Below are 14,354 nucleotides of genomic sequence, written 5' to 3' on the forward strand. Positions count from 1 at the left end.
GTTTGCGGGCGCCTTCTTCATTACAGGTGATAGAACGGCCGTATCATGAACGTGCCAGCGAGGCTATGGGTGCTGTAGCCGGCGCCGGACAAAGACAGGCGACGATGACAAGCACCAGTGTTATCACGCCTGCTACTGTACGGATAGTATGCAGATATACCCATGGCTGTTCAAATCTCGCGCGCATCCTTGCGATGTCCTGCAGAGAAGCTGTAGTTAGCGGAAACTGATCCAGCATATCATTCAGTGGTACATTGCCGAAGGCAGTCACACCAAATGTCCCTGTGAGATAGATGATGGTGGCTGATAATAACAGCCAGAAACGTGCGTTGAAGGTGGGGCTATATTGTATGTAGGTGCATAGTGGCAATAACAACGCTGCGCCTATGAAGCTCATGAAGAATACAGGATTGAGGATGGCCCTGTTGATCTGTTGCATGCTTTCCAGGTAGGTGTAGTCACTCACCTTTGATAGTCCGGGAATAACGGAGCATGACCATGCATAGAACAGTCCACTGATCAGGGCGGTGGTGACTGCGGCAGATACTATTATGATGTTGGAAAATGTAAGCATCTTGCTGGTGTTTGAGTGTATCATCATTTATATTTTCTTAAACTTTTGATATAGGTAGATATGGCATAGATCTGATCAGCAGAGATACGTTTTCTGAAAGAAGGCATGATCCTTTTGCCATTGCTGATCTGTTGGATGATGGCACTATCGGACAGACCGCTCTGCCGTAAATTTTTAGCCCCGAACAATCCTCGGGTACCGTCATTACCATGGCAGCGGGCACAATAATGCTCATACAGTTGCTTTCCCTCATCAGAACGGGTGGAGAAGGCCATAGTAATGATCACATAGAGGAGAGCTGCGATGAATATGATGTTCGTCTTCATCCTTTTTTTACTACAAAGTAAGCACGGGAGAGCAGGGAAAAATAGAACAAAACCGTCAGTATTGGCATCCTCAAACACCAAAGGCAGCCCCGATAAGCAGGGCTGCCGACAGATCGTCAGTTAGAATGTGGATCGGTTACCCGCTATGAAACTTTTATCTGAGGGTACCTTTGACAGTAACCCCAGCGTTGTTGTGTTTCACGGGTTTCGTCCAGTGTGTAAATCGCAAATTTAAAAACGAAGTTTTCAGTGCCTTTACGCGCAACTCCCGTATGATAAGCGCAGAAGGTTTGGTCTTTGGTGATAGCAGGCAACCCGTCAGGACTTTTTAAAATGGTGTTTCGACTCCTGCACGGGTGCTTGTCAGAATATGTGATTTAAGTGGTGTGATAAATTACCTACGCTGTTCCGGCTTTTCGGTTTCCGGCATGAAAAAGGTATGAAGGCTGCCCTCCGGCAGACCAGCAAAAGAGATTGTAATATTGTCGGCGGACAATAATAAGTAGTGCAGCACGTATGAACAGGGTATCCGGGCATAATGGACATGCCGGTGACGTGCCCGTTAAAGGCCTTAGTACATCATATGGTCTTATGATGTACCCGGAGGTAAATATATGTTCATGATCGTCCTGGTGCCAGGAGTGAAGTAATGAAGGTCCGTATAAGACAGGTTATTTGAGTTCAGTCAGCAGTAATAACAGGAGATAAGTCGTTTTGTTCGGGAAAATTGAAAAAAATCAAGAGGTATAGGGAAGAGGATCTCTTATTCTTTACTTGGCGTGACTTCATATAGTCTGGTGCCTATTTCCTGTTCCAGTGATACGGGAATAGTCGAGGCCACATCGCCCACCGGAGCATATCGCAAAGTTTCTTCATCCCAGGCAAAAATATACGTTTCGCTGCCATTAAAACTTACATTATAACGTTGTTCGTCGTTAAATGAAAAAGGTTCCGCTTTCACCATGTATGGAACACCGTCAACTAATAAGTTAAATGATAATTTATTCATAGTTTTCCATTTTTCAGTTAAGCGCACAATAATCAGACCTTAATGGCAATCCCGGCTATTTAATATTAGTGCGTTACTAAAAATAGTAACGAAAGAATTCCTCACAGTGGGATGCAAAACGCACTGGAAAGGCAACAGGTGCAAGTGAGTGTAATGATACTTACGAGGGAAGATTTTCTTATAAACACTTAGGTATGATGTTTGTGTGTTGGTCAGCACCCCCTGGAATACCGGCAGACGTATTATTGAAACCATCTATTCTTAACTGAGACCGAAGCCATTTATCCGGTATATCAGGGGCATATCGACCATATAGTAAAAACCTTTCTTACCTCAATTTTTATTGGAAACACTTAAATCAGATTTCACTCATGAAAAAAACTTTTCTTCAGTTGTGCACAACTGTGACCCTGGTTGCTGCCTTATTTACTGCATGTTCAAAGCAAAGCTCTGACGAGGCCACAGAAGCAAAACCAGAAGGCGCTGCAACAGTCAACTACGAGATTCAGGCCGTTAATCCTACAGGCTCTATAGCAGGAGATGGCGCGGAGCGTCTTGGACGTATCATTAACGATCCTGCGGCTGCCAACTTTCCATCATTAAGGTTCGATCTGACCTGGGATAGCATCAAGGTGAGGTTCCGGGAGTTAAAATTTGCTGCCCAGAGCGGGCCGGATGAGATCAGTATGAGCATCAAGACCGATCGTTTCATTGATATCCTGGATAGTGCATCATTAGGCAGTATTACGCTGCCTGTTGGCGAATTTGACCGCGTAAAAGTGTATGTACGCGTACAGGGTGATAAGGCTAAACCGGCTGTACTGTTAAAAGGCCGGATCACCTGGCAGGGTAGTGAGATCCCTGTAGAGGTGGTGATTGCGGGTAAACTTGAATTAACTGCATCAGGTAAGGATGTTGCGATCGGAGCGGACGGACTGACTTTCGACGGAAAGCTGAAGCTGGACCTCAATCTTGTGATGACCAAACTGCAGATAGGAGATTTTACCGGTACATTCACAGGCGGCAAGATCGTGCTGAACATCGATGCCGACCTGGATACCAACAACAGGATCAAATCTGCACTGGAAAGCAGTCTCTCTGTTGAGCATAAGCAAAGATAGTCATGTTATGATAACCATCAGGTAAAGAAGGTGAAAGCCGTCCGCCATTTGGTGGACGGCTTTTAAATTTGCTGAATAAGACTAAATAGTCTAATTTTGATGGAATCAATTATCTCTGAAGATGAAAAAGTCAGAACGAACGAGGCAGATGATAATAGAGCAGGCTGCGGACATATTCAACGAAAAGGGCGTTGCAGGTACTTCCATTGACGAAGTGCTGCAGGCCGCTAAAGTGGCGAAGGGCTGCCTGTACGGACATTTTGAAAGCAAGGATGAATTGGCATGTGCAAGTGCTGAATATCTGCTGGACAAGGTGACACATCGGAGGAATAATTTATTACAGCAACATAAGACGGCGGTTGATAAGCTGATCGCCTATGCCGAGATGAACCCAAATCCCCTGGATGATACCTTCATTCACGGGGGCTGTCCAATACTCAACTTCGGTGTAGATACAGATGATACCAATCCTGCTATCAGGCAGAAGGTACAGGGAGTCATTAAGACGGCCACCAGGCACCTTGCATTGATCATTAAAGAAGGAGTGACAGCCGGAGAGTTATCTCCTGATATACACCCGGAAGAGTTTGCGATCAAACTTTTTGCCACTATGGAAGGTGCTTTTATGATGTCACGTGTAATGGGATCACCAATCCCCATGAAGACTGCCATGAAAGCAATGAGAAAAGAGATCATCAACTATAGCCTGATATAAAGTATAGAACAGCCCGCACAAAACGGGCTGTTTTTTATTGGTAAGTAAAAGACTAAATGGTCTATAGATGTAATAAAGGAAGTATATATTTTTTTGTAATAAAATGGACTGAATGGTCTTAATCATAAGGAATAATAATCATCATGGAAGCACAAGACAGAAAAACAAGACTAAAAGAAGAGATCCGCGCTAATATACTGGATGCCGCATTTAAACTGGCGAAAGACAACGGCTGGGAAGCAGTCAGTATGCGTAAGATAGCCACTATGATATCGCATACGGCCCCGGTTATCTATGACTACTTTCAGAATAAAGAAGCCATATTAAAAGAGCTGAGCCGTGCAGGTTTCCAGCAGTTAACAGCCAGAATGACGGAGGCGCAGCAGCTGCATGAACAACCAGAACAGCAGCTGGAAGCGGTATGGGCGGCCTACCTTGATTTTTCTCAGGTAGAGAAAGAGTATTATCAGCTAATGTTTGGGCTGGGTGTTCCGGTAAGTGCCAATCATACAACATTGCCTGAAATAGCCGAACCGCTGGCACTGGTGCAGCAGGTGATAAGACAATCGGCTGTTGCGGAGCAATTGTCGGAAGAGGAAGTAGTACGCAGAAGCTGGTTACAATGGTCGGTTGTACATGGGCTGACTGCCCTGGGCAGCCTGTTCAGAGAGGATAGAGAAGTGTTTAACAAACAGGTATTACAGGATGTACTACGGAACACCGCTGTGGCGACGGCTGCCTGACAAGCTACCTTACGAAAGAAACGCCTTCCATCATATTGACGGAAGGCGTTTTTATTGTAACATGATCTTATTTATTTGATAATAACAAAGTCACCTTTATAAACTACCGTTCCTTCCGGTTTTCTGATCTCTGCAACATAGATATAGTTGCCCATCGGTATGTCTATCGCTCTCCAGTCATTTTTGTAATCATTGGACTGATACACCAGGTTACCCCATCTGCCATAGATACAGAGTTTAGAGCCAGGATATTTTTCCAGTCCGACGATGACAAACCTGTCGTTCACGCCATTGTTACCCGGGCGGAATGCATTGATGAAAGTCAGGTCCCTGGTCGAGGCGGCTGCTATCGTTACCGCTCTATTATTGGCCAGGTCTGTTTCTGTTTCATTTGCAGTCACATAGGCTGTATTAACGATGTGCTTATTGTTGATACGGCAGGTTAGGGTGATCTTCACCTCTTCATCTGGGAACAGCTTGTCAACACTACCGATCACTTTTCTGGCCGCGGGACTGGTGATGATGCTGCCCCTGCTGGTTGTATAGCTGGCAGGCATATCGAGCGCATTGGGCAATGAATCGGTTATACTGAGATTATTGAAGATCTTCCCACCTAAATTCTTCACCACGATCTCATAGGTGATGTTATCACCCAATACATAAAATGCACCATTGGTTGGCGGTGTCAGGGCACGTTTGCTGATCACCAGGTCTCCCTCCGGTTCACGTACTGTTACGAGTGTCTGTTCGCCCATATGACAGTTAGGGTCGGAAGGGTCACAGGCGACGGTGTTTTTGGTAGTCGTACCATCACTTACCTGCGCCACGTTGGTGATACTTGAAATGCCCTGCAGGTAATTATCTGTCCGCACGATGAAGCTCACCTGACTGATGGCATTTGGTTGCAGATTGACCACGCTGAAGTTGACCGTATTATTGATCAGCGCACCACCGCTTACATAAGTGGTATAGGCTGGCATCGGATCGAGTATGGTTAGCTGACTGATATTGGCATTGCCGGTGTTGCGAACATAGATCGTGTAGGTGATCTCTTCACCCTGTCCGATCTTACCGTCTGTATTATCAGCAGGTAATGCCGCCGTCTTCCATGTTTCGAAGGTGGCTGTGCCATTGTCATCATCGCTGATATTGACAGTAGCCTGCGCATTTCCTGTGCTGATCATCCATGTACCAGTTGTTGCAGTAGTTGCGTTGATCAGGTTCACAATAACGGTTTCGGTGCCTTCCAGGAGTTGATTGTCGATGACACTTACCGGTAGTGTGATGCTTTGCTGAGCAGCAGGGATCTTGATCATACCCGGCAGGGTTGTATAGTCGGTTCCGGCAGTAGCCGTACCCGATACGGTATAACTGATAGTGATATCGTCACTGGCGGTAAACCCTGTTGGCAGACTGATGGTGAATGCGCCGTTAGTGGAGGGCTCTGCGCCATCATTAGCAGGTGTGATACTGATGGTCTTATTAGCAGGTGTGTTGTCATCATCACTGATGTTAACAGTAGCTGTGTTGTCCGTTGTACTGGCAGTAAACGCGCCTGCGTTCACAGCAGATCCACCTGTCACAGTAACGATCACTGTCTCAGTTGCTTCAATTTCCTGGTCATCAAGAACAGGGACAGTCAGTGTAATGCTGTTTTGTCCTGCCGGAATTGTAACTGAAGTACCTAAAGTAGTATAATCAGTACCAGCAGTCGCCGTACCCGATACAGTGAAATTCACCGTAACTGGTTCATTGACGGTTACACCAGCCGGCATACTGATGGTGAATACTCCATTGCTAGATGGTTCTGCGCCGGCAGTTGTACCTGTAATACTGATAGTTTTATTAACAGGTGTATTATCATTATCGCTGATATCTACGGTAGCGTTACCATTGGTGGTACTCGCGGTAAACGCGCCCAGGGACATGGTTGTACCGTCTGTTATAGTAACAGTGACCGTCTCGGTCGATTCTATGAGCTGATCATCTATAACGGGTACGACAATATCTATGCTGTTCTGTCCAGCCGGTAGGATGATAACAGCAGCTAAAGCAGTATAGTCTACTCCGGCAGTTGCGGTGCCGGATACGGTATAGTTGACAGTAATATCTTCGCTGGCAGTAATACCCGTTGGTAAGCTGATAGTGAAGTGACCATCGGTGGCAGGTTCGGAACCATTGACAGCAGTGATACTGATCGTTTTGTTGACAGGGGTGTTATTATTGTCTGTGATGAGTACTGTGGCGGCATTGCCTGAGACACTGGTAGTGAATGCACCCAAAGTGGCACCGGCACCACTTGAGATACCTATGTTAACCGTTTCTGACTGCTCAATGATATCATCACTGATGACGATGATCGGTAATGGGACACTGTTCTGACCTGCAGCAATAGTAATCGTACCATTGATGGTGTTGTAATCGGTGCCGTTGATAGCGGTACCAGCGATGTTGTAGAGAACAGTGATGTCTTCATTGGCAGTAATACCCGTCGGCAGACTGATCAAAAATGCTCCGTTGGTGGCTGGTTCTGCACCATCAGCCGTTTTAGTGATACTTATTTCTTTGTTGGTAGCGACATTATCGTCATCACTGATGGTGATGGTTGCTTCGTTAGCAGTGCTGGCCGTGAAAGTACCCGCATTCGTTGCAATACCATCAGTTATCGTTACGATCACTGTTTCATTGCCTTCAATGATGTTATCATCTACTACAGGGACAGTAAGAGTGACGCTGTTTTGTCCAGCAGGGATAGTAGCATTGGTTCCCGGTGTAGTGTAGTCGATGCCCTCGGTAGCCGTACCCGCTATGGAGAGATTCACCGTTACGGGTTCATTGACAGTCACACCTGCCGGCAAACTAATCGTGAATGCGCCATTTGTGGCGGGTTCTCCCGCCTGGATAGCAGCCGTTACACTTATCTCTTTATTGGCGGTATTATTATCGTCATCACTGATGGTGACAGTCGCTTTATTAGCTGTGCCAGCGGTGAAAGTACCAGCATTGGTAGCAGCACCACCAGTTACTGTTACGATGACTGTTTCATCACCTTCAATGATATGATCATCCTGTACCGGAATAACCAGATCTACACTGTTTTGTCCAGCAGGTATAGTGACAGTAGTACCTATTGTTGTATAGTCCGTACCCTCAGTCGCCGTACCCCCTGCAGTGAAGTTCACTGTCACAGGTTCGTTTACAGTGACACCACCCGGCAAACTGATCGTAAATACGCCATTTGTAGCAGGTTCACCACCGTCATTGGTATGGGTAATGCTTATTTCTCTGTTCGTAGCGGTGTTATCATCATCGTTGATGTCGATAGTAGCGCTATTGGAAGTACCCGCCGCGAAGGCGCCCGCATTGGCAGCATTACCATCAGTGACTGTTATGATGACTGTTTCAGTTCCTTCAATGATGTTATCATCCTGTACAGGCACAGTAAGTGTGATGCTGTTTTGTCCTGCCGGGATAGTAGCAGTAGTACCTACCATAGCATAGTCAGTACCCTCAGTTGCAGTACCCGTGACGGTGATAGTAACCGTTACCGGTTCACTGACAGTTACACCTGCCGGCAAACTAATCGTGAATCCGCCGTCAGCAGAAGGTTCGGAACCATCATTCACAGCGGCGATGCTTATTACTTTGTTAGTTGCAATATTATCGTCGTCATTGATATTCGCGGTAGCATTATTGGAATTGCCGGCCGTAAATATACCTGCGCCTGTAGCATTACCGCCTGTTACGATAGCGGTCACCGTTTCAGTACCTTCAATGATACTATCATCCAGTACGGAGACTGTCAGTGCGACACTGTTTTGTCCCGCGGGAATCGTTACCGTGGTACCTAAAGTAGAGAAGTCAGTCCCTTCCGTAGCCGTACCTGCTACAGCGATGTTCACTGTTACGGGTTCGCTGACAGTAATACCTGCGGGCAGACTGACAGTGAATGCCGGACCAGTAGAAGGTTCACTTCCATCATTCGCCGCAATAATACTTATTTGTTTATTCGTGGTAGTATTGTCATCGTCGTTGATGTTGACCGTAGCCACATTGTCTGCACTACCTGTAAATATACCTGCGCCGGTGGCAGATCCACCTGTAATAGTCACGATCACTGTTTCCGCACCTTCGATCTCATTGTCATCGAGTATAGGAACGGTCATCGTTGTACTATTTTGTCCTGCCGGGATGGTAGCGGTAATACCTAAAGAAGTGTAGTCCGCATTGGCCGTCGCAGTCCCAGTTACGATGAAATTCACTGTTACCGGTTCATCTGCAGTGATGCCAGTTGGAAGACTGATCGTGAACAGCCCGTTTGTAGCAGGTTCTGTACCGTCATTCATGGCGACGATACTTATCTCTTTGTTCGTAGTGGTATTATCATCATCACTGATATTTACTGTAGCGGCATTGTTGGCGCTTGCGGTGAATGTGCCTGTATTGGTAGCTGTACCATCTGTCACTGTAACGACCACAGTTTCATTCTCCTCTATAATATTATCATCCAGCACAGGGACCGTGAGCGTTGTACTATTTTGTCCCGCAGGGATGGTCGTGGTAAGGCCGAAGGCATTGTAGTCGGCGTTAGGCGTAGCGGTACCCGCCACGGTGAAGTTTACTGTTACCGGTTCATAGATGGTAACACCAGCAGGCAGGCTGATAGTGAACACACCATTGGTAGCAGGCTCAGTGCCATCATTTGTTGCCGTGATACTGATCTCTTTATTAGCAGCAATATCATCATCATCACTGATGTTTACGGTAGCTATGTAAGTAACACTGGCCGTAAAAGTACCTGCATTTGTAGCAGCACCACCGGTTACCGTTGCGATCAACGTCTCCGTAAGTTCGATGGCGTTATCATCCAGTACCGGGACGGCGAGCGTTACACTGTTTTGTCCAGCCGGAATGATGGCCGTAGTGCCTACTGATGTATAATCCGTGCCCGCGGTTGCAGTCCCTGATATGGTCAAATTCACTATGACCGGTTCATTGACCGTGATTCCAGCGGGTAAGCTGATCATAAGTGCCCCATCGATCGCCGGTTCTGCTCCGTCATTCACGTTTGCAATACTGATGGTTTTATTGGTAGCAATATTGTCATCATCACCGATATTCACGGTAGCGCTGTTATTGGTAGCGCTGGCGGTGAAGCCAGTCAGATTGGCGCCTGTACCATTTGTAAGCGTTACGACAACGGTCTCGGTTCCCTCAATGATATTGTCATCGGTGACATTTACATTCAGCGGAACGCTGTTCTGTCCAGCGGGTAATATAACAGACGATCCCAGTACTGTATAGTCCGTGCCGGAAGTCGCTGTTCCTCCGACGCTATAACTGATAGTAATATCTTCTGAAGCAGTGATACCTGTTGGTAAACTGATGTTGAATAAACCATTGGTCACGGGTTCGGCAGCGTCACTTAACCTGGTAATGCTCAGTATTTTATTCGCAGCGGTGTTATCATTATCGTTAACATAGCCTACTTCGAATTGCTTACCAATACCAAAGACGCCCAGGGTAGTACCGGAACCACCCAGCAATTCTATATTGAAAGCTTCAGTGGTCTCAATGATCTGATCATCGATGGGGGTATAGTTAATTGTAACGCTGTTTTGTCCGGCGGGGATAGTTGCAGTACCACTCAGTGTGACGAAATCAATGCCTGTAACCGCCGATCCTATTCCGGCGCCTGGTGTATAGGGTGTAATGCTGTAGTTTACTGTGATATCTTCGGATGAGACCAGGGTTCCCGGCAGACTTACCCTGAAGTTTCCCACTGTAGATGGTTCGCTGGCAGCTGTTCCGGCATTCACATACAACTGTTTGTTGGCAGGCGTGTTTTCGTCATCTGCAATGATAACAGTAGCAGTTGTGGCAGCAGGATTCGTAGTGAATGTACCGGATGACGTGCCCGTTCCTCCGCTGAGTGTAAGGACGACTGTCTTATCGCCATCAAGGATATTGTTATTAAATGGTTGTGCTGTTATGGGTACATCGACGCTGTTCTGTCCGGAGAGGATGGTAGTGGTGTTAGTCAGCGTGGTATAATTTACACCGCCCACGGCGCTGCCGCCGGTTGTATAAGTGACATTAATATCCTGATTAAAGGTCACACCCGTCGGAAGGCTGATCCTGAATAGACCGTTGCTTGTACCTTCAACAGCATCGTTGATCTTTGCGACGCTCAGTACCCTGTTGGCGGGATTATTATCATTATCAGTGATGTTGATCACCGCATTGGATCCGAAGTTTATCGGGAAGCTGCCAAAGGAAGGACTACCGGCGCCTGATAAAGTGGCTCTCACTGTTTCGACAGGTTCGATATCGTTGTCGTCAATGACCGTTACAGTTACAATACCCGCGTTCTGCCCGGCAGGAATAACAGCTTTGCCGCTCAGCGCGATATAATCTGCATCTGGTGTGGCGGTACCATCTACTGTATAACTTACATTTACGTCATCAGATACGGTAATACCTGTTGGCAGGTATACCCTGAAGCTACCATTGGTAGATGGCTCGGCCGCATGAGATATCCAGGCTGCTCTGATCACTTTATTGATGGTGATATTATCATCGTCCGTGATGCTGACTGACGCGTTGGCATTCGTTGCGCTGGCGGTAAAGCTGCCAAGCGTGGCGGCAGTACCTCCTGTAACCGTAATTGCAGCCTGCTCTGTTAATTCTATCACTTTGTCGTCCAGTACAGACAGCGTAAGCATAGCCGTGTTCTGGCCTGCCGGGATGGTAAATGCTGTCCCGAAATTAACGTAGTCTGCACCAGCTGTCGCGGTCCCACCCTGGGTAAAGGCAACGGTAATGTCCTGCGCTGCGGTGACACCTGCCGGTAAACTGAACAGATACCCACCATTAGTGGATGGCTCAGCACCGTTTGATACAACGGAGATACTAATGATCTTGTTAGGCGCGATATTATCATCATCGGTGATGGTCATTGTTGCACTTGCATCAGTTGAACTAACCGGGAAACCCAGATGGGTAGGAGAGTTAGCACTGGTCACAGTTGCGATCACCGTTTCATTTCCTTCTATCACCTGATCATTGGCGACAGTCAAGGGTACGTTCACTCCCTGCTGTCCTGCGGGGATGACAGCCGATCCGGAAAGTGTGTTATAGTCGGTCCCGTTGAGGGCTGTTCCTGATAAGCTATAGTTGACTGTAATATCTTCCGTAAAAGTAATGCCGGTGGGCAGGCTGAATCTGAAGACGCCACCGGTAGCCGGTTCCGCTGCATCTGTTACTTTTGTGACACTGATGGCGGGCAATAACGCATATACTGAATATTCCCAGAGCGAATAGCCATAGTTAGAGCCACGCACGGTTCCCGACATCCTGACATATCTGGCGTTGCCACTGATCGGGATGGTGTTGTCCCGCATGTAGTTACCGGTGACTGTTTTAACAGTTGTCCAGCTACTGCCATTCGTAGAGATGTCAATTGTATAGTTGCTGCCATATGCAGCTTCCCAGTTAAGTACTACACGACACAGGTCATAGTTGGCGCCCAGGTCTACATAGATAAACTGTGGGTCACTGTGTGCACTCTCCCAACGGGTACCGGTATTGTTGTCTACCGCGAAGTTGCCGCCGTTTCCATTGGAAACAGAAGACACATATGTAGGACGGAATACAGCTACGTTTGTGCTGGAGCAGTAGCTGACAGGTTCTGTACCGATCACCTCAAAGTCATACAGTGAGAACCCATAGGCAGAGCCTCTTGTAAGACCTGTCATACGTACGTAACGGCCGTTGGCGGTGACGCTGTACGTCTTGGTCAGACCTGTATTCGCTGTTTCCGTGACAATGTTCGTCCAGGAGGCACCGTCCGGAGATACTTCCACCGTATAACCGGTAGCCAGTACCTGCCAGCGCAGGTTGATCGTGCAGATCGGATAGTTTTGTCCGAGATCCACCATGATCCATTGGTTATCACTCCATGCACTTTCCCAACGGGAAGTAGGATCACCATCAGTCGCTCTTATAGGCAGGTTGCCTGCCTGTATGGAAGAAGTGGTAACTGCTTTGCCTAGCGCGAGATCTTTGTTGCAGGTCTGCGCCAATGCCATCGGACTTAAAAAAGCCACTAACAGAAAAGTAAATAGAAGCCTAATCATTTTGTAATGCATAGGTTAGGGAATAGGTTGCCCGCGCAACCAGGTATATTGCTTTTATAGTCTACGATTATGCTAACTGGAAGCAGGCAGTCTCCTGAGTATCAATGCAGGAAGGATCACTTCTCACTTCATCAGCCCTTTTGAGGGAAAAAATGGAGGTTTCGGTATAGGAATGCTGTTGGCTAAAATTTATCGATCGGCAAATTTATTAAAATGATTTATTATTTTATATTAAATATATAATATACGATTGGGTGTAATTATTAGATTCTTTGTTTTTCAGCTATTTTATCTAATTTGGCCGCCAAGCCTATTTAAACAACTTTAGCAATGGATCGCGTTGATATTAAAAGGTTGGCGGAAAAACTTAATTTGTCTACTTCCACGGTTTCCAGGGCATTCAGGGGCAATAGTGACATTAATCCCGAGACAAAAGCCAGGATCTTATCCATGGCCAAGGAGTTCAATTATCAGCCTAACCACCACGCCAGTAACCTGAGGGAGAAGAAAAGCAAGACCATCGCCATCATTGTGCCGGAGCTGGCCAATAACTTCTTTTCACAAGCTATACATGGTATTGAGCGTGTAGCCAGGGAGAAAGGTTACCATACACTCATTTACGTGACTGATGATGAGTACCAGAAAGAGGTGGCATTTATAAATACACTGCACAATGGCCGTGTGGACGGTATTATCATGTCCGCTTCCGGTGAAGCGAATGATCATCAGTACATCAACAAACTGGAAAACAAGCATATTCCACTGGTGTTCTTTGACAGGGTATATGATGACATCAATGTGCCGAAGGTTACGACGGACGACTATGAAAGTAGTTTTGCCGCTACGCGCCATCTGATAGAGGAGGGTTGTAGGAATATCGCTTTCCTGGTGGTCAATAAAAGCCTTTCTATCGGTAACGTGCGTATGCAGGGATATCACGATGCACTGGAGGCCGCGGGTATTCCGTATAATACACAGCTGGTGATCGACTGTTCCAACGACTACGATGAGAACTTTGGTATATTATCCGCAGCTTTGAAGGAACAACGTCCCGATGGCATACTAGCCTCTGTAGAGCGCCTGGCTATCTCCAGCTATTATGTTTGTCATAATCTGAACATCCGTATCCCGCAGGATATCAGGATCGTTAGTTTTTCCAGTCTGGAAATTGCCTCCCTGCTGAATCCTGCATTATCAACCATCACGCAGCCGGCTTTTGAGCTGGGTACCAATGCCGCAGAGTTGTTATTCAAAGCCCTCGACAGTGATACCCCTGTAAATGACCACGTTGTCCTGAGCTCTACACTCAATCCACGAACATCCAGCACAGGCCGGACTACCAATATAGGTGGGAAGGGATAGTAAAAGAAACAAAACGAAAGTCCCGAATTTCACCCGTCTTATACAGTAAATATATCAAGTGGCTGGTAAACAGCGACTTGTTTTATTATTTACTCGTTTTTACCCGTTCTTTTTACGCTTATTTTTAACTTTTTTTTAAAAAAAGTGTTTCAAAATGTTATAGTATTCACAAAAAGAACATACTTTAGCAACGTGTTCCACTTTCCGGGAACGTTCCCGGGACTGAAAAACGAAACGAAATGAATCCTACTTAAACGAATCGACTCATTCAGCACTTAGGCGGACGGATAAAATCAGTCCCCAATTCCATGATTGTAACGAAAAAAAACACTTGTCAATTGAATTCGAAAGAATTCGAAAGGGGGG

Annotated in this window: 9 protein-coding genes; 4 read left to right on the forward strand and 5 right to left on the reverse strand. The window is 46.6% G+C overall.

Features of this window, described 5'->3' with window-relative positions:
* Positions 1 to 43: 43 nt before the first annotated feature.
* The 4 genes from GWR21_RS30715 to GWR21_RS30730 form a co-directional block, all read right to left on the reverse strand.
* Positions 44 to 574, reverse strand: coding sequence for an anthrone oxygenase family protein (locus GWR21_RS30715; RefSeq protein WP_162335506.1), 531 nt, complete (start codon positions 572 to 574; stop codon positions 44 to 46).
* 23 nt (positions 575 to 597) lie between these two features.
* Positions 598 to 900 (reverse strand): c-type cytochrome, encoded by a 303-nt coding sequence (locus GWR21_RS30720; RefSeq protein ID WP_162335507.1) that lies wholly within the window; start codon positions 898 to 900, stop codon positions 598 to 600.
* Between the two features lie 143 nt (positions 901 to 1,043).
* Entirely contained in the window at positions 1,044 to 1,277 is a 234-nt protein-coding gene (locus GWR21_RS31990; protein WP_394367281.1) for an AidA/PixA family protein, read from the reverse strand.
* A gap of 386 nt (positions 1,278 to 1,663) precedes the next feature.
* Positions 1,664 to 1,909, reverse strand: coding sequence for a hypothetical protein (locus GWR21_RS30730; RefSeq protein WP_162335509.1), 246 nt, complete (start codon positions 1,907 to 1,909; stop codon positions 1,664 to 1,666).
* Between the two features lie 371 nt (positions 1,910 to 2,280).
* Here GWR21_RS30730 and GWR21_RS30735 point away from each other — a divergent pair, with 371 nt between their 5' ends.
* From GWR21_RS30735 to GWR21_RS30745, 3 genes are all read left to right on the forward strand, one after another.
* Entirely contained in the window at positions 2,281 to 3,030 is a 750-nt protein-coding gene (locus GWR21_RS30735; protein WP_162335510.1) for a hypothetical protein, read from the forward strand.
* 121 nt (positions 3,031 to 3,151) lie between these two features.
* On the forward strand, positions 3,152 to 3,745 hold the full coding sequence (locus GWR21_RS30740) for a TetR/AcrR family transcriptional regulator (protein ID WP_162335511.1): 594 nt from the start codon (positions 3,152 to 3,154) through the stop codon (positions 3,743 to 3,745).
* Positions 3,746 to 3,888: 143 nt separating this feature from the next.
* Complete coding sequence (locus GWR21_RS30745; protein ID WP_162335512.1) at positions 3,889 to 4,488, forward strand: TetR/AcrR family transcriptional regulator; 600 nt, start codon at positions 3,889 to 3,891, stop codon at positions 4,486 to 4,488.
* Positions 4,489 to 4,559: 71 nt separating this feature from the next.
* Here GWR21_RS30745 and GWR21_RS30750 read toward each other — a convergent pair whose 3' ends face one another.
* Complete coding sequence (locus GWR21_RS30750) at positions 4,560 to 12,626, reverse strand: Calx-beta domain-containing protein (protein ID WP_162335513.1); 8,067 nt, start codon at positions 12,624 to 12,626, stop codon at positions 4,560 to 4,562.
* Between the two features lie 330 nt (positions 12,627 to 12,956).
* Here GWR21_RS30750 and GWR21_RS30755 point away from each other — a divergent pair, with 330 nt between their 5' ends.
* Entirely contained in the window at positions 12,957 to 13,988 is a 1,032-nt protein-coding gene (locus tag GWR21_RS30755) for a LacI family DNA-binding transcriptional regulator (RefSeq protein ID WP_162335514.1), read from the forward strand.
* Positions 13,989 to 14,354 lie beyond the last annotated feature (366 nt).

Origin of the sequence: Chitinophaga agri (assembly GCF_010093065.1) — a bacterium.
Lineage (GTDB): Bacteria > Bacteroidota > Bacteroidia > Chitinophagales > Chitinophagaceae > Chitinophaga > Chitinophaga agri.